The sequence below is a fragment of the Nonomuraea sp. NPDC052265 genome, assembly GCF_044547985.1.
Classification (GTDB): domain Bacteria; phylum Actinomycetota; class Actinomycetes; order Streptosporangiales; family Streptosporangiaceae; genus Nonomuraea.
In genome coordinates, this window is record NZ_JBIUBJ010000029.1 from 57,699 (window position 1) to 81,636 (window position 23,938).

17 protein-coding genes and 3 pseudogenes are annotated in these 23,938 nt (G+C 72.0%); 12 read left to right on the top strand and 8 right to left on the bottom strand.

Features of this window, described 5'->3' with window-relative positions; translation table 11 throughout:
* Positions 1 to 35 precede the first annotated feature (35 nt).
* Complete coding sequence (locus tag ACIHAD_RS44010) at positions 36 to 3,197, top strand: BTAD domain-containing putative transcriptional regulator (protein WP_397360800.1); 3,162 nt, start codon at positions 36 to 38, stop codon at positions 3,195 to 3,197.
* 14 nt (positions 3,198 to 3,211) lie between these two features.
* Here ACIHAD_RS44010 and ACIHAD_RS44015 read toward each other — a convergent pair.
* The 5 genes and pseudogenes from ACIHAD_RS44015 to ACIHAD_RS44035 all read right to left on the bottom strand — a co-directional run.
* Positions 3,212 to 3,331: pseudogene (locus ACIHAD_RS44015) on the bottom strand (CocE/NonD family hydrolase C-terminal non-catalytic domain-containing protein); the annotation flags it as partial.
* A gap of 16 nt (positions 3,332 to 3,347) precedes the next feature.
* A pseudogene (locus ACIHAD_RS44020) lies at positions 3,348 to 3,620 on the bottom strand (CocE/NonD family hydrolase); the annotation flags it as partial.
* Between the two features lie 17 nt (positions 3,621 to 3,637).
* Complete coding sequence (locus ACIHAD_RS44025; RefSeq protein ID WP_397360801.1) at positions 3,638 to 4,399, bottom strand: ABC transporter permease; 762 nt, start codon at positions 4,397 to 4,399, stop codon at positions 3,638 to 3,640.
* Positions 4,396 to 5,307, bottom strand: coding sequence for an ATP-binding cassette domain-containing protein (locus ACIHAD_RS44030; protein ID WP_397360802.1), 912 nt, complete (start codon positions 5,305 to 5,307; stop codon positions 4,396 to 4,398). The genes ACIHAD_RS44025 and ACIHAD_RS44030 overlap by 4 nt, the downstream gene beginning before the upstream one ends.
* Positions 5,308 to 5,347: 40 nt before the next feature.
* Positions 5,348 to 5,824 carry an Lrp/AsnC family transcriptional regulator gene (locus ACIHAD_RS44035; protein ID WP_397360803.1) on the bottom strand — a complete coding sequence of 159 codons (477 nt, stop codon included), beginning with the start codon at positions 5,822 to 5,824 and terminating at the stop codon, positions 5,348 to 5,350.
* Positions 5,825 to 5,918: 94 nt separating this feature from the next.
* Here ACIHAD_RS44035 and ACIHAD_RS44040 point away from each other — a divergent pair, with 94 nt between their 5' ends.
* From ACIHAD_RS44040 to ACIHAD_RS44065, 6 genes are all read left to right on the top strand, one after another.
* Complete coding sequence (locus ACIHAD_RS44040; RefSeq protein WP_397360804.1) at positions 5,919 to 6,611, top strand: nitroreductase family protein; 693 nt, start codon at positions 5,919 to 5,921, stop codon at positions 6,609 to 6,611.
* A gap of 73 nt (positions 6,612 to 6,684) precedes the next feature.
* Positions 6,685 to 8,514: a M14 family zinc carboxypeptidase gene (locus ACIHAD_RS44045; protein WP_397360805.1), complete on the top strand. Its 1,830-nt coding sequence runs from the start codon at positions 6,685 to 6,687 to the stop codon at positions 8,512 to 8,514.
* 510 nt (positions 8,515 to 9,024) lie between these two features.
* Complete coding sequence (locus ACIHAD_RS44050; RefSeq protein ID WP_397360806.1) at positions 9,025 to 10,848, top strand: cellulose binding domain-containing protein; 1,824 nt, start codon at positions 9,025 to 9,027, stop codon at positions 10,846 to 10,848.
* Positions 10,845 to 12,533 carry a fibronectin type III domain-containing protein gene (locus ACIHAD_RS44055; RefSeq protein WP_397360807.1) on the top strand — a complete coding sequence of 563 codons (1,689 nt, stop codon included), beginning with the start codon at positions 10,845 to 10,847 and terminating at the stop codon, positions 12,531 to 12,533. The genes ACIHAD_RS44050 and ACIHAD_RS44055 overlap by 4 nt, the downstream gene beginning before the upstream one ends.
* 73 nt (positions 12,534 to 12,606) lie before the next feature.
* A complete protein-coding gene (locus ACIHAD_RS44060; RefSeq protein ID WP_397360808.1) occupies positions 12,607 to 12,909 on the top strand; it encodes a hypothetical protein in 303 nt (100 codons plus the stop codon).
* A complete protein-coding gene (locus ACIHAD_RS44065) occupies positions 12,906 to 14,732 on the top strand; it encodes a chitinase (protein WP_397360809.1) in 1,827 nt (608 codons plus the stop codon). Before ACIHAD_RS44060 ends, ACIHAD_RS44065 begins: the two co-directional genes overlap by 4 nt.
* On the opposite strand, the gene ACIHAD_RS44070 is transcribed toward ACIHAD_RS44065, so the two are convergent.
* Positions 14,719 to 16,305 (bottom strand): molybdopterin-dependent oxidoreductase, encoded by a 1,587-nt coding sequence (locus ACIHAD_RS44070; protein ID WP_397360810.1) that lies wholly within the window; start codon positions 16,303 to 16,305, stop codon positions 14,719 to 14,721. The two genes, ACIHAD_RS44065 and ACIHAD_RS44070, sit on opposite strands and share 14 nt — an antisense overlap.
* A gap of 117 nt (positions 16,306 to 16,422) precedes the next feature.
* On the opposite strand from ACIHAD_RS44070, the gene ACIHAD_RS44075 reads away from it, so the two are divergent.
* Entirely contained in the window at positions 16,423 to 17,766 is a 1,344-nt protein-coding gene (locus ACIHAD_RS44075) for a hypothetical protein (protein ID WP_397360811.1), read from the top strand.
* Here ACIHAD_RS44075 and erm read toward each other — a convergent pair.
* Complete coding sequence (gene erm / locus ACIHAD_RS44080; RefSeq protein ID WP_397360812.1) at positions 17,752 to 18,582, bottom strand: ErmE/ErmH/ErmO/ErmR family 23S rRNA (adenine(2058)-N(6))-methyltransferase; 831 nt, start codon at positions 18,580 to 18,582, stop codon at positions 17,752 to 17,754. The genes ACIHAD_RS44075 and erm overlap by 15 nt on opposite strands.
* A 232-nt stretch (positions 18,583 to 18,814) precedes the next feature.
* Between erm and ACIHAD_RS44085 the strand changes: the two are divergent.
* The 4 genes and pseudogenes from ACIHAD_RS44085 to ACIHAD_RS44100 form a co-directional block, all read left to right on the top strand.
* Positions 18,815 to 19,650: pseudogene (locus ACIHAD_RS44085) on the top strand (ATP-binding protein); the annotation flags it as partial.
* Between the two features lie 9 nt (positions 19,651 to 19,659).
* Positions 19,660 to 20,937, top strand: a complete 1,278-nt coding sequence (locus ACIHAD_RS44090; protein WP_397360817.1) for a hypothetical protein — start codon at positions 19,660 to 19,662, stop codon at positions 20,935 to 20,937.
* An 86-nt stretch (positions 20,938 to 21,023) separates the two neighbouring features.
* Positions 21,024 to 21,878: a hypothetical protein gene (locus tag ACIHAD_RS44095; protein WP_397360813.1), complete on the top strand. Its 855-nt coding sequence runs from the start codon at positions 21,024 to 21,026 to the stop codon at positions 21,876 to 21,878.
* Between the two features lie 36 nt (positions 21,879 to 21,914).
* Positions 21,915 to 22,625: a DUF6597 domain-containing transcriptional factor gene (locus ACIHAD_RS44100; RefSeq protein ID WP_397360814.1), complete on the top strand. Its 711-nt coding sequence runs from the start codon at positions 21,915 to 21,917 to the stop codon at positions 22,623 to 22,625.
* Here ACIHAD_RS44100 and ACIHAD_RS44105 read toward each other — a convergent pair.
* Positions 22,602 to 23,627 (bottom strand): AI-2E family transporter, encoded by a 1,026-nt coding sequence (locus ACIHAD_RS44105; protein ID WP_397360815.1) that lies wholly within the window; start codon positions 23,625 to 23,627, stop codon positions 22,602 to 22,604. The two genes, ACIHAD_RS44100 and ACIHAD_RS44105, sit on opposite strands and share 24 nt — an antisense overlap.
* Positions 23,628 to 23,938: the final 311 nt, after the last annotated feature.

The following is a 23,938-nucleotide window of genomic DNA, read 5'->3' on the forward strand; positions in this document are numbered from 1 at the left end:
CTGAGCATGTGGGCAGGCAGGGCAGGATGTGGTGCGTGCGGATATCCATCCTGGGGCCGTTGGAGGTCGAGGGCGACGGGGGGCCGGTCGCGGTCGGCGGGCTCCGGCTGCGGGCGCTGCTGGCCGTGCTGGCGCTCGAAGCGGGCCGTACGGTCACGGCCGAGCGGCTGATCGACGTGCTCTGGCCGCAGGAGCCGCCCGCCAACGCGGCCAACGCGCTGCAGACGCTGGTCAGGCGGCTGCGGGCGGCGTTCAGGCCGGACGAGGTGATCGACAGCCGTCCCGGCGGGTACGCCCTCGCGCTGCCCGCCGATCAGGTGGACGCGCTGTCGTTCCGGCGGCTGGCGGGCGAGGACGCCGAACGGGCGCTGGCGTTGTGGCGGGGGGCGGCGCTGGCGGATCTCACGTCGGTCCCCTACCTGGCGGACGTGGCGACCGCGCTGGAGCAGGAGCGGCTGGCGGCGGTCGAGGCGAGGGCCGAGCGGCTGCTGGCGGCCGGGCGGCAGGTCGAGCTCACCGCCGAGGTGGCGGCGCATCCGTTGCGCGAGCGGCTGGTCGGGCTGGCCATGCGCGGGCTGGCCGCGTCGGGACGGCAGGCCGAGGCGCTGGAGATGTTCGAGCGCACCCGCCACCGGCTGGCCGACGAGCTGGGCGTCGATCCCGGCGCCGAGCTGCGGGCCGCGCACCTGGCCGTGCTGTCGGCCGAGCCGCCTCCGGTGGCGTGGCCCAGGAGCCGGCCCAAGGGGAACGTGCGGGAGCCGCGCACCAGCTTCATCGGCCGGGAGGCCGAGCTCGGCCGGCTCACCGGCCTGGTCCGGCGGGACCGGCTGGTGACGCTCGTCGGCCCCGGCGGCGCGGGCAAGACCAGGCTGGCGACCGAGGCGGCCCTCCGGCTCGCCGCCGAGCCCCGCGGGCAACAGACGGCCGGGCGACAGACGGCCGGGCGACAGACGGCCGGGGAATCCGGCGCGCGGTGGGTGGCAGGGGCGTGGATGGTGGAGCTGGGGTCCGTCGGTGATCCAGCTGGTGTGGCCGGGGCCGTGCTCGACGCGCTCGGCCTGCGCGACGACCGTCCCGGCTATCGGCCCCCCGAGGAGGCCCGCGACGTGGTCGAGCAGGTCGCCGAGGCGCTGGGCGAACGGCCCGTGCTGATCGTGCTGGACAACTGCGAGCACGTGGTCGTGGCCGCGGCCGTGCTGGTGGAGCGGCTGCTCGACGAGTGCCCGGCGCTGCGGGTGCTGGCCACCAGCAGGGAGCCGCTCAACGTGCCGGGCGAGCGGCTGGTGCCCGTACCGCCGCTCGAACCGCCGCCGGTGGGGGCCGGGCCCGCCGAGGCGGCGGCGTACCCGTCGGTGCGGCTGCTGGTCGAGCGGGCGGCGGCGGCCCGGCCCTCGTTCGCCGTGGACGAGGAGAACGCGGCGGCCGTGGTCGCGCTCTGCCGCAGGCTCGACGGCATGCCGCTGGCGATCGAACTGGCCGCGGCCCGGCTGCGGACGATGACGCCGCGCCAGCTCGCCGACCGGCTGGACGACAGGTTCAGGCTGCTGGACGGCGGAAGCCGTACCGCGCTGCCGCGCCAGCAGACGCTGAGGGCGGTCGTGGAGTGGAGCTGGGACCTGCTCGACGAGCGGGAACGCGTGCTGGCCAGGCGGCTCGGCGTGTTCGCCGACGGCGCGACGCTGGAGGCCGTCGAGGAGGTGTGCGGCGGCACGGCCGACGTGCTCGGCGCGCTGGCCGACAAGTCCCTGGTACGCCTGTCGCCCGAAGGCCGCTACTCGATGCTGGAGACCATCCGCGCCTACGCTCTGGAACGCCTGGCCGAGGCAGGCGAGACCGCCGAGTACCGCGACCGGCACGCCCTCCACCTGCTCGACCTGGCCGAACGCGCGGTGCCCGAACTGCGTACCGCCACGCAGGTGGAGTGGATCGAACGGTTGTCGGCCGAGCGCGACGACTTCGCGGCGGCGCTGCGCCGGCTGATCGATCGCCGGGACGTCGGGCCCGCCCTGCGGCTGTGCGCGGCGCTCAACTGGTACTGGTGGATGTGCGGCTACCGGCGGGAGAGCGCGGCGTGGGCCAGGCAGGCGCTCGACCTGGCCGGGGACACGCCGCCCCCGGGGCTCGCGGCGGCGTACACGGCCTGCATGTTCGCCTACGGCGTCGACGTGTTCGGGACGATCAGCAACGACCGCGCGGCCTTGCAGGAGCTGTCGGCCCGGATGGACGGGCTGGTCGAGCGGGCGATCGAAGAGGGCCCCGTGCACCCGCTGCTGCTGATCAGCAGGGTCGTCATGGCCGCGGCGGCCGGGCGGGACGAGCGGGCGGCGGCCCTGCTCGGCGAGTACGTCGACAGCGACGACCCGTGGCTGTCGTCCGCGGCCCTCATGATCGGCGGCCGGATGCGTTCGGAGAGGGAGCGGGAACGGGAGCTGGAACAGGCGGTCGAGGGGTTCAGGCGGCTCGGCGACCGGTGGGGGCTGAGCGAGGCGCTGCTGGGGCTGGCCGACCTGCGGGCCGAGCGCGGCGCCCCGACCGACGACCTGATCGCCGAGACCTGGTCACTGACCAACGAGTGGGTCAGCGACGACGAGTCGATCTCCACCCTCATCCGGCTCGCCCAGGTCCGCCTACGGGTGAACGACCTCGACGGCGCGGGCGCCGACCTCGCCATGGCCAGGACCAAGGTGGGGGAGGAGACGTCGCCGTGGACGCTGGTGCTGCTGGGCCTGGGGGAGGCCGCGTACGAGGCGCAACGCGGCGACCTGGACAGGAGCCTGGCGATCTACCGGGACATGAGCGACGTCGTGGCGGCGGCGCCGCAGGTGCCGCAGCTCACGGCGGTGTACCTGACCTCCTACGGCAGGGCGCTGATCCGCGCCGGCGACCTGGAGGCCGCGCTCGCCCGGCACCGCCTGGCGCTCGACGTGCTCGGGGACGTCCGTCCGGACCGGCCGTTGTTGTCGGTGACGCTGGCCGGGTTCGCGCTGGCGGCGCAGGCCGCGGGTGACCAGGAACGGGCGGCGGTGCTGTTCGGCGGCGCGTCGGCGTCCGTCCCCCAGGACACCTCGCCCGAGACCACGCAGGGACGCGCGGCGGCCAGGGAGGCACTCGGCGAGCAGCTCTTCGAGCGCCGCTTCGCCGAGGGCGCGGGGTCGTCGCTGGACGAGCTCCACGCGATGGTCGGCGGCACCACGTAGGAGGGCGTGCGCAGCGTGGTCGTGCCCTTGTCCGGGTTCCTGGCGAAACGCGGGAAGTTGGAGCCGGCCACGTCGATCCTGATCCGGTGTCCCGGCCGGAAGAGGTTCGAGATCCAGCCCAGGGGCACCCTGACCTCCGTTGCCGTCGGACCAGGGACGGGTGGCCGCCCAGCGGACCGCGTCGTGGCCGTCGGCGGCCTCGCCCCGCATGAAGAGGAACTCGCCCTGGGAGGAGCCGGTGCCGCGGACGTCCTGGAGGCACACGGCGTAGCCGGCCGCCACCAGGCGCTCGACGTCGAGGTGGAATCCGGCGCCCCGCACGGCCCTGCCGTAGGGGGTGCGGCTCAGCAGGACAGGCCGGGGCGCGTCGCCCCCGGGACGCCAGAGCGTCGCCACGAGCCCGACGCCGTCGCGGGTCGTCATGGTCTCGGTGGTCTCGATCACCGCACCTTCCTGTTGTAGGCGCGCAGGGCGAAGGGGGCGAAGAGGGCGAGCAGCGCGGCGGCCCAGCCGAGCGTGATCCACACGTCGGAGGCCGCCAGGCCGCCCACCATGAGCCCGCGCAGGGCTCCGGCCAGGTGCGAGACGGGGTTGACGCCCATCCACCAGGTCAGCCAGCCCGGCAGGCCGGTGGCGGGGATGAAGGCGCTGCTGCCGAACGTGAGCGGCAGCAGCACGGCCGTGGCGATGCCCTGCATCGAGGCGACCGACTTGGCCACCAGCCCGATCCAGGCCGACCCCCAGCTCAGGGCCGTCACCATGAGCAGCACCAGGCCGACCCCGGCCAGCGCGCTGAGCGGATCGGTCCGTACGCGGAAGCCGACGACGTACCCCACGGCCAGCGACATGGCGATGGTGATCAGCAGGGTCAGCAGGTCGGCCATGATCCGCCCGGCCAGCGGCGCCGACCTGGCGATCGGCATGGTCCTGAACCGGTCGAACACGCCGTTGCCGATGTCGGCGGCCAGGTTCATGCCCGTCGTGATCGTCGCCATCAGCGCGACCTGGACGAGCACGCCGGGCAGCATGTACGACACCGCCCCGGCCCGGTCGCCCCCGGCCGCGCCGCCGAACAGGTAGACGAAGATGACGATCATGAAAACGGGCTGGAGCAGCAGCCCGGCGAGCTGGCCGGGGTTGTTCCTCAGCGGGATCAGGCTGCGCCAGGCGAGCGTCAGCCCTTGGGAGAGCGCGGTGGTCATGAGCTTGCTCCGGTGAGTGTGCGGAAGACGTCGTCGAGGGAGGGCAGGCGCAGGGCATGCTCGGCCAGCACGATCCCGGCGTCGTCCAGCCGCCTGAGCAGGTCGGGCGGCGCGGCCAGGTCGTGCACGGGGACGCTGAGCAGCCCGTCCACGGCCGTCGTGCCGAGGATCGAGCCGGCCTTCTCCAGGTCGCCGGGGTGCAGCGGCCGGACGTCCAGCCGGTGGCCGCCGGCCAGCGCCTTGAGCTCGGCGGGCGTGCCGCTCGCCGCCACCCGGCCGCGGTCGACGACCAGCAGGTCGTCGGCGAGCTGGTCGGCCTCCTCCAGGTACTGGGTGGTCAGCAGGACCGTCACCCCGTCCGCGACCAGCTCCCTGACCACGTCCCACAGGTCGCCGCGGGCCCGCGGGTCGAGGCCGGTGGTCGGCTCGTCGAGGAACAGGATCCGGGGCCGGCTGACCAGGCTGACCGCCAGGTCGAGCCGGCGGCGCATGCCGCCCGAGTACTCGCCCGCCGTCCGGCCCGCCGCCTCCTCCAGCCCGAACCCGGCCAGCAGCTCGGCGGCCCTGGCCCTGGCGGCCGGCCTGGACAGGCCGAGCAGGCGGCCGACCAGCACCAGGTTCTGGGTGCCGGTCAGCTTCTCGTCGATGGAGGCGTACTGGCCGGTCAGGCCGATCAGCTCGCGGACCCGGCGGGGCTGGGTGACGACGTCGTACCCGCCGACCGTGGCGTGGCCGGCGTCGGGGGCGGCGAGGGTGGCCAGGATGCGTACGGCGGTGGTCTTGCCCGCGCCGTTGGGGCCGAGCACGCCGAGCACGGTGCCGGTCCTGACACGCAGGCCGACGCCGTCCAGCGCGGTCTTGTCGCCGTACCGCTTGACGAGCCCTTCCGCTTCGATCGCGTATGTCATGCCCCTACGGTCGCGGGGCACGCTGGCAGCGCCCTGGCAGCTACCTGTCAGCCGCCGCCAGCGGCTGCACCCGGTGCGCGACCACGGTCGACAGCGCGATGACGGTGGTGCTCCTGCGCACGCCGGGGATCGTCAGCATCTGGTCGATGACCCGCTGGATGTGCTCGTTGTCGCGGCCCGCGATGCGGCACCAGACGTCGCCAGGGCCGGTCACGATGCACGCTTCGAGCAGCTCGGGTATGGACTCCAGGGTCCTGGAGATGTGCTCGCGGTCGGCCTGCTCGACCTCCAGCGTGGTGAACGCCTGCACCGGGTGGCCGAGGGCGGCGGGGGACAGGTTCGGGCCGTAGTCGGTGATCACGCCGTCCGCGGCCATCCGGTCCAGTCTGGCCTGTACGGTCCCGCGCGCCACCCCGAGCAGCCGGGCGATCTCCAGCAGCCCGCTGCGCGGCCGGTCGGCGACCAGGCGGAGGACGCGCAGGTCCAGATCGTCGAGCCCGCGGCGACGTGCCGGCATATTCGCCTCCCCAAAGCCGATTTGGCTGTCAGATCGGCAGCATACGGCGACCGGTGTTGTCAGAGCGGCCGGTCGTGCGGAGACTGCGGATCTTATGGAGCACCAGTATCCGTTCGTCCCCTACCGGCCCGAACGCTACGACGCCGACGAGATGATCAAGCGCGGGGAGGAGTTCCACGCGCTGGCCGACCGGCGGCGCAGCGTGCGCTTCTTCAGCGACGAGCCGGTGCCGTACCGGTGCGTCGAGCTGGCCGTACGGGCGGCCAACACCGCGCCGTCGGGGGCGCACCAGCAGCCGTGGAAGTTCGTGGCGATCGGCGACCACGAGACCAAGCGGCGCATCCGCGAGGCCGCCGAGCAGGAGGAGCGCCAGAACTACGAGGGCGGCAGGCTGCCGCAGGAGTGGCGCGAGGCGCTGGCGCCGCTGGAGACCACCTCCGACAAGGCCTACCTGGAGGTCGTGCCGTGGCTGGTGGTGTGCTTCGCCGAGAAGTACGGCGTGCGCCCCGGCGGCCGCAAGGTCAAGCACTACTACGTCAACGAGAGCGTGGGCATCGCCTGCGGCCTGTTCATCACCGCCCTGCACGCCATGGGCCTGTCCACGCTCACCCACACCCCCAACCCGATGGCCTTCCTCACCGGGATCTGCGGGCGCCCGGCCAACGAGCGGCCCTACATCCTGTTCCCCGTCGGGTACGCCGCCCCCGACGCCGAAGTACCCGATCTTTCCAGGAAGCCGCTGGAAGAGGCCCTGATCCGGTTCGACGGAAAATTGGGCCTTTCCTAGGGCACCCAACGTCTTCACTCTCAGTTCAGGCGCGGGTCAAACCCCCCAGTCCCGCGCGGGCGAGGAGGACGAGGTGAAACGCCGATTACTCATCCTGCTGGCGGTCCTGAGCATGGTCAGCATGACCGGCATGACCGGCGCCGGGGCCGGCGCGGAGCCACCGGCGAACAAGCAGTACCGGGTCTCGGGCCCGGCCGACGCGCGGCAGCGCAGTGCGGTGGCGGCCACGGGCGCCGCCATCGAGGAGGTGAAGGCGGACTCGGTGCTGGTCACGGCCACGCCGGCGGAGATCGCGGCCATCAGGCGGCTCGGCTACCGGGTGGCGGAGGTCCCGCGCCCGGCACCCCCGTCCGCCGTCGGGGCGTTCGACTTCCCGCCGTCGGACTCCGGCTACCACAACTACGCGGAGATGACGGCCGAGATCGACACCCTGGTCGCGGCCCATCCGGGGATCATGAGCCAGAGCACGTTCGGCACCTCGTACGAGGGCCGGCCGATGCGCCTGGTCAAGATCAGCGACAACGTGGGCACGGACGAGGCCGAGCCCGAGGTGCTGTTCACCGCCCACCAGCACGCCCGTGAGCACCTCACGGTCGAGATGGCGCTGTACATCATGCACCTGCTGGCCGACAACTACGGCACCGACTCCAGGATCACGAACCTGGTCAACACCCGTGAGATCTGGATCATGCCGGACCTCAACCCGGACGGCGGCGAGTACGACATCGCCGGCGGCACCTACCGTTCCTGGCGCAAGAACCGGCAGCCGAACTCCGGATCCTCGGCCGTCGGCACCGACCTCAACCGCAACTGGGCCTACCAGTGGGGCTGCTGCGGCGGCTCCTCGGGCTCGACCTCCAGCGAGACCTACCGCGGCGCGAGCGGCGAGTCGGCCCCCGAGGTCAAGGCGGCGGCCGACTGGGTGCGCAGCCGGGTCGTCGGCGGCGTGCAGCAGATCAGGACGAACCTCGACTGGCACACCTACAGCGAGCTGGTCCTGTGGCCCTACGGCTACACCTACAACGACACCGCCCCCGGCCTGACCCAGGACGACCGGGACGCCCACGCCACGCTCGGCCAGAACATGGCCGCCACCAACGGCTACACGCCCGAGCAGTCCAGCGACCTCTACATCACCGACGGGACGATCGACGACTGGATGTGGGGCCAGTACAAGATCTTCAGCTTCACGTTCGAGATGTATCCGGTCGGCGCGAGCCCCGGCTTCTACCCGCCGGACGAGCAGATCGTCCCGCAGACCACGCGGAACAAGGAGGCGGTGCTGCGCTTCCTGGAGTACTCCGACTGCGTCTACCGGATCATCGGCAAGGAGGCTCAGTACTGCGGCACCGGCACGCCGCCGGTGACGGTCTGGTCCGACACGTTCGAGACGGCGACCGGCTGGACGGTGAACCCGTCCGGGACCGACACCGCCACCACGGGCGCGTGGGAGCGCGGCGACCCCGAGGCGACCACCTCCTCGGGCGCCAAGCAGCTCGGCACCACGGTCAGCGGCACGAACGACCTGGTGACCGGCCGCCTGGCGGGCTCGGCAGCCGGTGACTACGACCTGGACGGCGGCGTCAGCTCGATCCAGTCGCCGCCCGTCACACTGCCCTCGACGGGCACCCTGAGCCTGTCGCTGTCGTGGTACCTGGCGCACGGCTCGAACGCCTCCAGCGCCGACTACCTCCGGGTCCGGGTGGTCGGCGGCACCACGTCCACCGTGCTCCAGCAGGCCGGCGCGGCCTCCAACCGCAACGGCGCCTGGGCGGTCGCGACGGCCGACCTCACCCCGTACGCCGGCCAGACGGTCCGCATCCTCATCGACGCGGCCGACGCCTCCGGGGCCTCCCTGGTGGAGGCCGGCGTGGACGACGTCAAGATCACCCAGCAACCCTGACCGAACCTCACGCGCCCCCCTCGCTCCGGACCCCGGTTCCGGGCGAGGGGGCGCCGTCGTCCGGTCCGGCACCCCGCGTTTCGGCACGTCACGGGCCGTCACGTGATTGGGTCTTGTAAGCATTGGGTGTCAAGGCTACGATCGCGACAACTCTTAGGAAACTTTCCTAAAAGAAATCATGGATCGGATGGCCCATGACTCGCTCGCCGCCCGCATGACTCGTTTCTGAGCTGCGGAGACATCCCCCCGAACGACCCCTTTCTCCCACGCCCCCGGCGCTGCGGGCGTGGCCACCCCCCCACTCTTTCCGGCCGCGGGAGCGGCGATGCGGCCCGGTCCGCAGGCACCGGCTCTGACCGCCGCTGCAAGCTCCGCGCGCCCGTTCCACGGCCCGCGCCGAACACCCCCCGAAAGGGCCCGTGTCTCACCTCCACGGGTCCGTGCCGTACGGCTTGCGCTCTCACCCCCCGGTGCAAGCCGTACGGCACGCCAGAAGAACGGAAATCGACAGTGAGATTTCGCGCGATCCTCTTAGCGCTCGCGACCCTCGCACTGAGTCTCCTGGCCCTGCCCGCCCAAGCCGCCGCCTCCGCCACCGCGACCTTCGTCAAGGTCTCCGACTGGGGGTCCGGCTTCGAGGGCAAGGTCACCGTCGTCAACGGCACCACCGCCCCCCTGACCTGGAACGTGCAGTTCGACGTGCCCGCCGGGTTCTCCGTCCCGTCCGCCTGGGACGCGGTCATGACCAGGAGCGGCCAGCACTACACGTTCACCGCGCCGAGCTGGGCGGGGCCGCTGGCGGCCGGGGCGAGCACGAGCTTCGGCTTCAACGGCGCCCCGGGGAACTTCCCCGGCATCACCGGCTGCACGCTGAACGGCTCCTCGTGCGGCGGCTCGACCGTCGAGGTCCCCGGCAAGCCCGGCACGGCCACCGCGACCAGCACGGACACCGGCATCGCCCTCTCCTGGGGCGCCTCCTCCGGCACGGTGACCGGCTACCGCGTCTACGAAGGCGGCGCCGTCAAGGCCACCGTCACCGGCACCACGGCGACGATCTCCGGGCTCGGGACGTGCGAGAGCCACACGTACACGGTCAAGGCGTACAACTCGGCGGGCGAGTCGGCCGCCGGTGACGCCGTGACCGCGACCACCACGGGCTGCGGCACCGGCGTGCCCGGCAAGGCCGGACCGATCACCGTGACCGGCACGTCCCAGACCGGCGCCACGCTCACCTGGCCGGCGGTCGCCGGGGCCACCGGTTACAAGGTCCGCCTCAACGGCTCCCAGGTCGCCACCGTCACCGGCACCTCCCACACCCTCGCCGGCCTGACCGCCTGCACCCCGTACTCGCTGACGGTCACCGCGTCGAACGCGGCCGGCGACGGCCCGCCCAGCGACGCCGCGACCTTCACCACCCCGGGCTGCCCCAGCGACCCGCTGCCCAAGCACTTCCTCACCGGCTACTGGCACAACTTCGTCAACGCCGCCACCGAGCTGAAGCTGTCGGCCGTGCCCAACGAGTACGACGTCGTCGCCGTCGCCTTCGGCGAGGCCACCTCCACCGCCGGAGAGGTCGTCTTCTCGGTCGACCCGGGCCTTTCCACCGCGCTCGGCGGCTACACCGACGCCCAGTTCAAGGCCGACGTGCAGGCCCTGCACCAGCGCGGCAAGAAGGTCATCCTGTCGGTCGGCGGCGAAGCCGGCCGCGTCCAGGTCTCCAGCGGCACGGCCGCGACGAAGTTCGCCGACACGGTGTACGCGCTGATGCAGAGCTACGGCTTCGACGGCGTGGACATCGACCTGGAGAACGGCCTCAACGCCACCTACATGGGCCAGGCCCTGCGGTCGCTGCGCTCGAAGGCGGGCAGCGGCCTGATCATCATGATGGCCCCGCAGACCATCGACATGCAGTCGACCGGGATGGAGTACTTCAAGCTCGCCCTGACCATCAAGGACATCCTCACGGTCGTCAACATGCAGTACTACAACTCGGGCTCCATGCTCGGCTGCGACCAGGCCGCGGCGTACTCGCAGGGGACGGTCAACTTCATGACCGCCCTGGCCTGCATCCAGCTGGAGAACGGCCTGCGCCCCGACCAGGTGGCGCTGGGCCTGCCGGCCGGGCCCGGCGCCGCGGGTGGCGGCGTCGTCTCGCCCTCCCTCGTCAACCAGGCGCTCGACTGCCTGGCCAAGCGCACCGGTTGCGGGTCCTTCGTGCCGCCGCGCGCCTACCCGGACATCCGGGGCGCGATGACCTGGTCCATCAACTGGGACGCCAGCAACAACTGGTCCTTCTCCAAGACCGTCAAGCCGCACCTTCAGGGAATGCCATGAGATTACGCAGCAGGATGATCGCCTCGATGGCCGGCCTGGCCATCGCCCTCACCGGGGCGGGCCTGGCCACGGGCGTCCCCACCGCCTACAGCGCCGCCGCCCAGCAGCAACTGGCCGCCGCCTGGGCGCCGTGGACCGCCTACGCCACGGGCGCCGCCGTCAGCTACAACGGCGTCGACTACGTGGCCCTCCAGGGCCACACCTCCCAGCCCGGCTGGGAGCCGCCGAACGTGCCCGCGCTGTGGAAGCAGGGCAGCGGCGGGGGCGACCCCACGCCGCCCTCGGTGCCCGGCAACCTCCGCTCGACCGCCGTCACCGCCACCAGCGCCGCGCTGACCTGGGACGCCTCCACCGACAACGTCGGCGTGACCGGCTACAACGTCTACCGCGGCGGCACGCAGGTCGGCACCGCGACCGGCACGACGTACACCGACAACGGGCTGACGGCATCGACCACCTACAGCTACACCGTCCGGGCCCGCGACGCCGCGGGGAACCTGTCCGGCGTCAGCAACGCGCTCAGCGTCACCACCCCCGGCGGCAACGGCGCGCCCGGCCAGCCCGGGACGGTCACGACGACCGTGACCGACATCAGCATCGCGCTGTCCTGGGGCGCCTCCTCCGGCACGGTGACCGGCTACCGCGTCTACGAGGGCGCCACCCAGAAGGCCGACGTCACCGGGACCAGCACGACGATCTCCGGGCTGACCGCGTGCCAGAGCCACACGTACACGGTCAAGGCGTACAACTCGGTGGGCGAGTCGGCCGGGCGTGACGTCTCGGCGACCACGACCGGCTGCCCGACCGGCGGCAAGATGCCCGGCGCCCCCTACCTCTACACCGGCTGGGGCGACCCGCCCTCTCCCACCACGGTGATGAGCGCGACCGGCATCAAGTCCTTCACGATGGCGTTCATCCTGGCCAGCAACGGCTGCAACCCGGCCTGGGACGGGCAGCGCCCGCTGACCGGCGGCCAGGACGCGCAGGCCATCTCGGCCATCAAGGCGGCCGGCGGCAGCGTGCAGGTCTCCTTCGGCGGCTGGCAGGGCAACAAGCTCGGCCCCAACTGCTCCACGCCCGAGGCGTTCGCCGGCGCGGTGCAGAAGGTCATCAACGCCGTCGGACCGGCCGTCGTGGACTTCGACATCGAGAACACCGACGAGTTCGAGAACCTGACCGTCCAGGACCGCATCCTGAACGCCCTCAAGATCGTCAAGTCGGGCAACCCGAACGTCAAGATCGCCGTTACCTTCGGCACCGCGACCACCGGCCCGACCTACTACGGCACCCGCCTGATCAACCGCGCCAAGGAGCTGGCGGTGCCGATCGACAACTACACGATCATGCCGTTCGACTTCGGCGGCGGCGCCAACATGTACCAGAACACCGTCAACGCGGCCGAAGGTCTCAAGAACGCCCTGAAGACCGCCCAGGGCTGGACCGACGCCCAGGCGTACGCGCACATGGGCATCTCCGGCATGAACGGCCTGTCGGACCAGCAGGAGCTCACCAACCAGAGCACCTGGACCCAGATCCGCGACTACGCCAACTCCCACGGCCTGACCAGGCTCGCGTTCTGGTCGGTCAACCGCGACCGTCCCTGCCCGGGCGGCGGCGTCGCGGAGAACTGCAGCGGCATCGCCCAGGACAACTGGGAGTTCACCAAGATCACCGCTGGTTTCTGACCCGCTGAGGCGGTCCGCCACCCCCGGTGGCGGGCCGCACCGGCGCGCGGTCCGCACCCCCGAAAGGACCCGCATGAGACCCCCCACGAGACTGCGAGGACCGGCGGTCACGGCCCTGGCCGCACTGGGACTCACCGCCCTGCACGCCACCCCGGCCGCCGCCGCGAACATCCTGTCCAACCCCGGCTTCGAGTCCGGCCTGAACGGCTGGACGTGCCCCGCCGGCGCGCGGGGCGCCCCCGACAACTTCGTCGGCTTCTGGTCCGCCGCCCGCGACAACGGCGGCTGCCCCAACGGCCAGGTCTCCCCGACCTGCAGCGGGATCTCCCAGTCCAGCTACGAGTTCACGAACATCTTCAAGGGGTTCACCGGATGAGCGGCATCTTCGGGTGGCGCACCGCCGTGGCGGCGGTCGCGCTCGCCCTCGGCACGGCGGGCCTCACCGCCACCCCCGCCCTGGCGGCCAACATCGCCGTCAATCCCGGCTTCGAGGACGGGCTGACCGGCTGGACCTGCGGCGCCTCCTCCGGCGCCGCCGCCGTCACCTCGCCCGTCCACGGCGGGACGAAGGCCCTGCGGGCCACCCCGGCGGGCGCCGACCTCGCCCGCTGCCAGCAGCAGATCAAGGTGCAGCCGTCGTCGTCGTACACGCTGTCGGCCTGGGTGCAGGGCAGCTACGTCTTCCTCGGCGCGACCGGCACCGGCGGCACCGACCCCCAGACCTGGGGCTCGCCCGGCTCGGCCTGGACGCAGCTGCGCACCACGTTCACCACCGGCGCGACCACCACGTCCGTGACCATCCACCTCAACGGCTGGTACGGCCAGACCGCCTACGTCGCCGACGACGTCGTCCTGGACGGCGCCCCCGGCGGCGGAGGCGGCGGCGACACCCAGCCGCCCACCGTCCCCGGCAACCTGACCGTGGGCGGCGCGACGAGCAGCACGCTCACCGCGACCTGGTCGGCCTCCACCGACAACGTCGGCGTGGCCAGGTACGAGGTCTCCCGCGACGGCGGCTCCCCGGTGACCGTGACCGGCACCAGCCACACCGCCACCGGCCTCGGCGCCTCCACCGCCTACCGCTTCAAGGTCCGGGCCTGCGACGCGGCCGGCAACTGCTCGCCCTACACCGCCGAGGTCACCGGCACCACCACGGCCGGCGGCGGGGGAGGCGGCGGCCTGCCCAAGCGCGTCCTGGTCGGCTACCTGCACGCCTCCTTCGCCAACGGCTCCGGCTACATCCGCATGGCCGACGTGCCCGCCGAATGGGACGTCATCAACCTGGCCTTCGGCGAGCCCACCTCGGTGACCTCCGGCGACATCCGCTTCCGCCAGTGCCCGGTCGCCGAGTGCCCGAACGTCGAGCCCGAGGCGGACTTCGTCGCCGCCATCAAGGCCAAGCAGGCCCAGGGCAAGAAGGTGCTCATCTCCATCGGCGGCCAGAACGGCCAGGTGCAGCTCACCACCACGGCCGCCAGGGACAAGTTCGTCGAGTCCGTCTCGGCCATCATCGACAGGTACGGCCTGGACGGCCTGGACGTGGACTTCGAGGGCCACTCCCTCTACCTCAACCAGGGCGACACCAACCTGGCCAACCCCACCACGCCCGTCGTCGTCAACCTGATCTCCGCGCTGCGCGCGCTCAAGAGCCGCTACGGCGCCACGTTCGTGCTCACCATGGCGCCCGAGACGTTCTTCGTGCAGCTCGGCTACCAGTTCTACGGCCCCGGCCCGAACGGCTCGGCCGACAGCAGGGCCGCCTCCTACCTGCCGGTCATCCACGCCCTGCGCGACGACCTGACCCTGCTGCACGTGCAGGACTACAACTCCGGCCCGATCACCGGCCTGGACAACCAGTACCACACGATGGGCGGCCACGACTTCCACGTCGCCATGACGGACATGCTGCTGGCCGGCTTCCCGATCATGGGCAACCCGAACAACGTGTTCCCGCCGCTGCGCCAGGACCAGGTGGCCATCGGCCTGCCCGCCTCGCCCAACGCGGGCAACGGGTTCACCACCGTCGCCGAGGTCCAGAAGGCGTTCGACTGCCTGGCCAAGGGGAGCAACTGCGGCACCTACCGGCCACGCGGGGTCTACCCGAACCTGCGCGGCCTGATGACCTGGTCGATCAACTGGGACAGGTACAACGCCTTCGAGTTCTCAAGGAGCCACCGGGCCTATCTCAACGGCCTGTGAACGGCCGGACGAGCTGGGTGGGCTTGAGCTGCACCCCCAGCCCCGGCGGACGGTAGGTCGGCAGCGCCTCGCCGTACTCGTGCATCCAGGCGTGGTCGACCATCAGGCGCATGCGCCCGTCCGCCGGTGTGCCGTCCGGGTCCGCCCGGGACGTCCGCCCGGCCAGCCGGGCCACCGCCTCGGCCACCAGGCCCGCGTCCGGCGGGGCGAGGTCGCACTGCTCGTCGGGGCCGATGAGCAGGTCCACCTCCGGCGGCAGCGGGTAGATCGGCCGGGGGATGGCCAGCACGCGCGGCGAGGGGGCCATCGGCCACCCGTCGCGCACCGCCTCCAGCAGCACCGAACGCGACGTGCGGCGCGCGAACAGGCCCTCGCACAGGGCCCAGCTCAGCGCGCCCACGTCGGCGCGGTCCTCGCCGCAGGCGTGCAGGCACAGGTACGGCACCAGCGGGATCCCCGCACCGCCCGCCGGCTGCGCCCACCCGCTGCCGCACCCGGTCAGCACCAGCAGCGCCAGCATCGCCCGGTAGGCGGTGTCGGCATGCGGCGTCTCCAGCCGACCCGGCACGATCATGCACCGCCCGCCGGTCTTCTCCGCCGTCACGCCCAGCTCCCGCGCCGTCTTCACGGTCCGCGACGCGGCCACCCCGGTGTAGATCTCCTGCCAGCCCGGCGTGTACGGCTCCCGGTCCCCGTACTGCTGCGGCCACACCCCGGGCAGCCCCTCCCGGGCCACGCCGTAGGTGGCCAGCAGCAGGTCGAACACCGTGGTCACCAGCTCGCCGCCGTCCCTGACGACCGGCACGCCGCGCCGCAGCACGCCCGGCCCGAAGTCGAAGCGCGGCAGCAGCACCTGCACCGCCTCGCCGCCGTACAGGCTGAGCCGGTCGCAGGTCCGGCCGAGCAGCCCGCCCGGCACGTACGCGTCCTCGCGCTCGCGCAGCCGCACCAGGAACGGCAGGTCCGTCCGCTCCATCGCGTGGGCGGCGAACGGCGGCCGGTCCAGGAAGAACTCCTTCAGCAGCACGTGCCCCATCGCCATCGCCAGCGCGCCGTCCGTGCCCGGCCGCACGACCAGCGTCTCGTCCGACAGCCGGGTCGGATGGGTGCCGATCGCCACCACCTTCTGGCCCTTGTACCGCCCGGCGATCACCCAGGGCGTGTCCGCCGTACGGGCCAGCCGGTTGTTCTCGCCCCACAGCAGCACGTACGCCGCCCGCGCCCAGTCCTCGGCCCCCGGCCCCGTGAACCGCGGCCCGAGCACCTGCTCCGACGCGCACGGATGCTCGGTCAGCAGCGCGCCGCCCAGCCCGCCCACCACCCCGGCCAGCGGCGACGTGGCCAGGGCCGCCACCCGGTCCGCCCCGTACTCGGACGCGGTGTGCACGATCGCCGCCGCCGCCAGCTCGGCCGCCGTGGCGTCGTCCAGCGGGACGCGCCGCTCACCCCGCCGGGCGCGGTAGACCTGAGAGTTCCCTGTGAGTTTCGCCCAGGCCGCGACCGGGTCACGGACCCCGTCCCTCACCTCGAAATAGAGCCTGACCAGTGCCTGGTTGACCTGCGATCCCCCCATGGAAAAAGTTCAACACAGACAGTCATGTTCTATCGCCTTACGTGTCCGCATGTCGGGGATAAGAATTGGAAGCCCAGGTGGCGGCACTCAGATTGTTACGGCAGGCTAGGGGCCGCCATGGATTACGCAGTTCTCACGGGGATAGTCCTCGTCGCCGGTGTCGTGCTCGCCCTCGTCGCACAGTGGCGCGACTGGAGGCCACCCCTCTACGTCGCCGTCCTCGTCGGCATCGCCGTCCGCGTGCTGATCATGTACGCCTCCGCGATCGACTCATGGCAACCCGTCGACTTCATGGAGAGCTTCAAGCCCGCCGGCGAGGCGGTGCTCCAGGGCAAGGACCCGGTCCTGGCCAGCGAGGGCGGCTGGCACTTCCTGCCGACCATCCCCTACGTCTACGGCATCCTGCTGTGGCTCGGCATCCCCTGGGAATACGCCGGCCGCCTGGTCACCGTGGTCGCCGACATCGTGCTGATCCCGCTGGTCGGCAAGCTGGCCGGCGGCCCCAAGGCGTCCCTGCGCGCCCTCCAGTACGCGTTCAACCCGCTGGCCCTGCTCATCGCCAGCGTCCACGGCCAGGTCGAGCCGGTCGCGCTCGTGTTCGGCGTGGCCGCCTTCGTGGTCGCCCGCGGCCCCGGCACGCCCGACCGTCCCGGCGTCACCGTCGACGCCGCCGGCCTCCGCGCCGTGGCGCGCCGCCCTGTCGCCATGCTGCGCCGCGCCCTCATGCCCGGCTCCGGCGACCGGGCCGACCTGCGGCGCGGCGTGCTGGCCGGGCTGCTCATGGGCCTCGCGCTGTGCGCCAAGAGCTGGCCGATCTGGCTGATCCCCGGCATGCTGCTGCTCCTGCCCCACCTGCGGGCCAGGATCGCCGCGCTCGTCCTCACGGGCCTCGTCCCGGTGTTCTTCCTGGTCACCTCGCCGATCTTCGCGGGCACCACGCTCGACGAGATCCCCGCCGTCATCCGTACCATCCAGGACATCCGTCCGATCGTCGGCGAATGGGGCTACACGCCGTGGTTCACCGGCGGCGACTGGGCCCTGATGCCGGGGCTGGCCTCGTTCGGCACGAAGCTCATCTACCTCAGCGTCATCGTCGTCCTGCTGCTGTGGCGGCGGGCCGACCCGATCGACCTGACCACGGCCATCCTGCTGGTCTTCATGGTCATGACGCCCCGCCTCGGCGCCCAGTACCTGCTGTGGTTCATGCCGTTCCTGGTGGCCAGGCCGACCAGGTGGGCCTGGCCGGCCATCATCGGCGCCTCCTTCTGGGCCGCCTACGGCTACCTGTACATGACGCAGTTCAGCGTCAACGACTGGTGGTACCTCCACCGCGACTGGTCACGGGCCTCCATCGTGCTGCTACCGGTCCTGCTGCTGGCCATGCCCTGGAACCGTCGCGTGTCGACGGCCCAGGACATAGTCGCCGCCGTCCCGCCGAAGGTCACCTCAACGGCGCTCTAGCCGCCGCCACAGGCTCACCCACTGGTCCGGGTGCACGTGGCCCACGACGGCGTCGCGGGCCACGCCCGCCTCGCCGAGCGCCGCGTCCACCCCTAGGTAGCGCGTACGCAGGGAGGCGCGCACCGAGCCGCCGACCCCGCCGAAGCCCAGCTCCACCAGCTCCAGGTAGCCCGCGCGATCGGTCACCAGCGGTTCGGGCCGCCGTCGCACGCGCAGGATGGCCGAGTCCACCGACGGCACGGGACGGAAGCTCTCCCTGCCGACCGTGTCGCCGAGCCGCCAGTCGAACCACGGCCACGACGACACCGTGACCAGGCTCCACCGGCCGTAGTCGCCCGTGCGCTTGCGCGCGTACTCCCGCTGCGTGAGCAGCGTCGCCGAGGTCAGCTCCCGCGCCCGCAGGCACCAGTCGACGATCCGCGACGTGATCGAGTACGGGATGTTGCCCACGACCGCGAACGGCTCAAGCGGCGCCCGCGCGGCCGTGAAGTCACCCCTGACCACCTCGATCCGGGGATCATCGCGCGTACGCGAGGCCAGCCGTCCGGCGAGCCGGGGATCGAGCTCGTAGCCGATCACCCGCGCCCCGGCCTCGGCCAGCGCCAGCGTGAGCACGCCCGGCCCCGAGCCGGGTTCGAGCACCAGCCCCTCCGGCGCCGCCGCCTTGATCATCAGCTCCACGGCATGCCGGTCGGCCAGGAAGTTCTGCGAGAGCTCACGCCTGAGCCGGTCGGTGGGCGTGCGACCGCCGCCGCCGCCGTTCCTGACGCTCTTCTGGGTGTGTGAATGGTTTCCGTGCGCGAAGTTCTGCGCCACAGCACTGCCCTTTCGGGTCCTCGAGATGAACGGGTCTCGAAGGGCCCTGGGCGCGCCGGCGGACGCGCGGTGTCAGCCGTCCGCTAGCGGGCCAGAGCCCGGCCGCGGCGGATGCGGATGAACACGGTGCAGAACATGGAACACATGGCGGCGACACTAGGCGGGCCCGCGCCACCAGGGCAAACGATTAAATGTGATGCGCCGGCGCGCCCGGTTCGTCACCCTGGGACGCATGCAGGCAACGGTCACGGTCACCCCGGCGCAGCTCCCGGAGGTACTGCTGCACGTCGCCGTGGTCCGCCCGGTCTTCCTCTGGGGCGCCCCCGGCATCGGCAAGAGCTCGCTGGTGCGCGAGTTCGCCGGCTCGCTCGGCCTGGAGTGCGTGACCCTGCTCGGCACCCAGCTCGCCCCCGAGGACCTGATCGGCGTGCCCGAGCTGGTCGGCGGGCGCAGCCGGTTCGCCCCTCCGGAGTCCATCGCCCGCGACGAGCCCTACTGCCTGTTCCTCGACGAGCTCAACGCCTCCGCGCCCGAGGTGCAGAAGGCGTTCTACGCGCTGATCCTCGACCGCCGCATCGGCACGTACGAGCTGCCCGCCGGCTCGGTCGTGATCGGCGCCGGCAACCGGGCCACCGACAACGCGCTGGCCCGCCCGATGGCCTCGGCCCTGATCAACCGCCTGGTCCACGGAGCCCGCCGCCCAAGACCGAGGAGCCGTTCTCCTCGCCGCGCGCCTGGCACATGCTCTCCGACGTGCTCACCTCCTACGGCGACGACGTCGGCGACGAGACGATCGCGATGCTCGCCTTCGGCACCCTCACCACCGCCCACGCCTCGGCCTTCCGCGCCTACGTCAAGACCGTCCGGCACGCCTACGACCTCGACGCCGTGCTCAAGGGCGAGGCGCCCTGGCCGCGCCGCCCCGAGGAGCGCGACCTGCTCTACTTCCTGGCCGAGGCCTTCCGCGCCCGCCTGATCAAGGAGCTGCCCGCCGACAAGCGCGGCGCCTCCGCCCGCGGCCGCGACCTGGGGTTCCGCGCCAAGACGCTGCCCGACGAGCTGCCCGAGGAGGACGAGGTGACGCTGTCCGAACGGTGGCGCAGGATCGGCGTCCCGCCCCGGTTCCAGCCGCTCGGCCCGGCCGACTTCCACGTCGGCACCGAGGAGGACGCCGAGCACTTCGACTTCCAGCGCGGGTTCGCGATCGGCATCGCCTGGTCGGCCACGTCCGCGCTCGACCGGGCGGGCGCGCCGCGCACCCCCGTCGAAGGCCATGTCAAGGGCCCCTGGGACGGCGCGCTGCGCTGGTTCATGTCGTCGTACCCGCTGCTCGGCACGCTGGCCGCGGGCATGAAGATCGTCGCGGACGCCGAGCTGGCCAGGGCCTGGGACATCGCGATCGCCGCGGTCAGCGCCGAGGCGGGCGAGATCTACGTCAACCCGCTGGCCGTGCACACCGAGCACGAATGGCGTTTCGTGCTGGCCCACGAGATGCTGCACGCCGCCCTGCGACACGGCGAACGGGTCGGCATGCGCGAGCCGTACCTGTGGAACGTCGCCTGCGACTACGTGATCAACGGCTGGCTGGTCGAGATGGGCGTCGGCGAGATGCCCGAAGGGCTGCTGTTCGACCAGTCGCTCAGCGCGATGTCCGCCGAAGCCGTCTACGACCAGATCACCGGCGACCTGCGGCGCGCGCGCAAGCTGGCCACCCTGCGCGGCCGGGGCGCCGGCGACGTGCTCGACCGCCCGCCCCGCCAGGCCCGCGGCTACGTCGACCTCGACGACTACTACCGCAACGCCCTGTGCACCGGCCTGGCCTACCACCAGTCCAGCGGACGCGGCCTGCTGCCCGCCGGGCTCGAACAGGAGATCCGCGCGCTCGACCAGCCGCCCCTGCCCTGGGACGCCCAGCTCGCCCGCTGGTTCGACGAGCACTTCCAGCCCGAGGAGGTCGTCCGCAGGAAGACGTTCGGCGTCGTGCTCGACACCTCCGGCTCCATGGACGTCAAGCCGCTCGGCAAGGCGCTGGGCGCCATCGCCTCCTACGCCGCCGCCCGCGACGTGCCGAGGGCCAGGGTCGTCTTCTGCGACGCCATGGCCTACGACGCCGGCTACCTGCCGGTCGAGGAGATCGCCGGCCGGGTCCGGGTGCGCGGCCGGGGCGGCACGATCCTCCAGCCCGGCGTCAAGCTGCTCGAACGCGCCGACGACTTCCCGCCCGACGGCCCGATCCTGCTGATCACCGACGGTCAGTGCGACGTGCTGCGCATCCGCCGCGAGCACGCCTTCCTCGTGCCGCAGGGCGCGCCGCTGCCCTTCCGGCCGCGCGGCCCGGTCTTCTTCATGAAGTGACCCCCGACGTGTCCGATTCCTACAAGAGCCCGTCCCGCCCCGACTGGTAGCTTCGCCGGAACAGGCGCCCATCGACGGAAGAAGACATGGACACACTTGACCGGGCAGCACGGTTCCTGCGACTTCACGGCAGGCTGATCGACAGGCTGCGATTCGAGGCCCTGTTCGCGGACGGCCCCCGCGACCGCGTGCTCGACGTCCTGCGCTGCTACCAGAACGCCGACGGCGGCTTCGGCAACGCCCTTGAGCCCGACCTGCGCGGCGCCGGGAGCCAGCCGCAGCCGGTCGAGGTCGCCTTCTGGATCCTCGACGAGATCGACGCCTTCGACTCCCCGATGGTCGCCGCCGCCTGCGACTACCTGGTGGGCATCACGGCCGCCGGGGGAGGGGTGCCGTTCGTGCTGCCGTCCGTCCGCGACATGCCGCGCGCGCCCTGGTGGCAGACCGACGACGACCCGCCCGGCGACCTCAACCCCACCGCCGCGCTCGCCGGGCTCCTGCACAAGCACGGCGCCACCCACCCCTGGCTCGGGCCCGCGACCGATTTCTGCTGGTCGCGCGTCGCCGCGCTCACGGAGACCACCTCGTACGAGGCCCGCGCCCTCCTGGTGTTCCTCGAACACGTCCCCGACCGGGAACGCGCGCTGGCCGAGTTCGCCCGCCTGCGCGACGCCGTCCTGGCCACGGTAACCCTGGACACCCACGCAGAAGGCGCGGTGCACTATCCGCTCGACTTCGCGCCCACCCCGTCGCCCCTGCCCCTCTTCGACGCCGCCACCCTCGACGCCCACCTGGACGCCATGGCCGCCGACCAGACCGAGGAAGGCGGCTGGCACCCGAACTGGGCGATCTGGACCCCGCTCGCGGCGCACGAATGGGCGGGCCACCTGACCCTCCAGCGCCTGAAGACTCTCCGCGCGTACGGCCACCTGCCAGCCTGAGCCGGTTCTGTCGGCGGGGTCGCATACGTTGGAGGCATGTACGCGGAACGACACCCGGGCGACGACCTCGCCGGCCGTGTCGCGTGCGTGTGGCACCAGGTCAGCGAGGGCGACACCACACAGCTCGTGGTGCCCGACGCGTGCGTCGACCTCATCTGGGGCCCCGGCGGCCTCTTCGTGGCCGGCCCCGACACCGGCCCGATGCCGACCCCGGTGGCGGCGGGCGACACCTTCGTCGGCATCCGCTTCAGGCCGGGCGCGGTGGGGGCCGTCTTCGGCGTCCCGATCCACGAGCTCCTCGACCGCCGCGTCCCCCTGACCGATCTCCTCACCCTCACCCTCCCCACCGCCCGTACCGGTCCGCCCGACATGGCGGCGCGCTTGGCGGCCATGCGCGCCGCCGTCCTGACCCGCCTGCGCGAGGCCCCCGACACCGACCCGGCCGCGCCCGTCATCGCCAGGGCGCTGCGCCTGGGCCGCAGCGTGCGCGACGTCGCCTGGACCCTCGGCCTCAGCGAACGTCAGCTCCGCCGCCGCAGCGTCGCCGCCTTCGGCTACTCGCCCAAGACCCTCCAGCGCATCGCCCGCTTCCAGCGCGCGCTCACCCTGGCCCGCGCGGGCGTCCCGCCGGCGGAGGTGGCGGCCCGCGCCGGCTACGCCGACCAGGCCCACCTGTCCCACGACGTGAGACGGCTGAGCGGCGTCCCGCTGGGCCGCCTCGTCTCATCCGTCCGGCATCTTCCCTGACACCAGCGCCTGCGCCCACTTCGCGCTCGGATCGCTGTCGATCAGCAACGCCCGCGTCAGCAGGCTGAGCGGGATCGCCAGGATCGCGCCGAGCGGCCCCAGCATGAACGTCCACACGATCAGCGACAGGAAGGTCATCGTCGTCGAGAGCCCGACAGCGTCGCCCAGGAACTTCGGCATGATGAACGACTGCGTGACCACGTTGATGACGATGTAGGCCACGATGACCAGCACCATCGTCTTCACGCCGCCGTGCAGGAGCGCCAGTACGGCGGGCGGCAGCAGCCCGATGACGAACCCGATGTTCGGGATGTAGTTGGCGATCAACGCCAGCACCCCCCACAACAGGGGCAACGGCACGTCCAGCAACGACAGCACGATGACGTCGAGAACGGCGTCGATCAGCCCGAAGACGGTCGAGACGATGAGATACCGCCGCGTCTTGTGCGCGAACGTCGCCAGCGCCGTCACCAGTTGCGGCCTGTTCCCCTCCCCGGTGGTGAGGATCCGCGCCGTCGCCGGCGCGTCGAGGCACATCGCCAGTAGCAGCACCACGATGAGGAACAGGCTCGACAACACGCCGATCAGGCTCCCGAGCAGGCTCTGCGCCAGCCCCAGCATCCTGCCGGGATCGAACGCCTGCACCGCCTTGCCCAGCACGTCGTTGCCCAGACCGTGGGTGCTGGCCCAGTGCTCCGCCGCGGCCAGCAGCTGCTCGAACTGCTTGGCGTACGTCGGCAGCAGCGAGGCGAGCTGGGTGGCGGAGATCGTCAGGATCCCCACCATGCCGAGCAGCACCAGCACCACGATCAGGAACGGCACGGCGACCTGCACCCAGACGGGCGTCCGCCGGGCCGCCAGCCAACTGCGGACCGGGGCCACGGCGATGACCAGAACGAGCGCCAGCACGACGGGCCCGACGATGGAATTGATCTCGCGAAGTCCGAAAAGGGCGATCACCGCGCCGGCGATGCCCACCAGGAGGATGAGTGCTCTCGGCACGGGTTGATCCAGCACGCCGGAATACCTACCCACGATGCCTTGCCGGCGAGGGGCGGCCCGCCGATTTGACGGTTCTGGTAGCCGTACATAGAGTTCACCAGTCCCACGAGGACGGCGTTGATCGCCGGCCTCACTCGGGGGCCACCTCCAGACACTGCCAATCCGGCGGACGTCCGCGTCCACGGAAGGTCGATTCGACAAGAGTCGGGCTTGGGAGTAAGTTAGAGGGGTTGTCCCGGAAGCGGGGCGCGACTTAATTACCGCAGGTCGAGCAAGTCCGGTCAATTTGACAGAGACTTGAACGGCTGAAA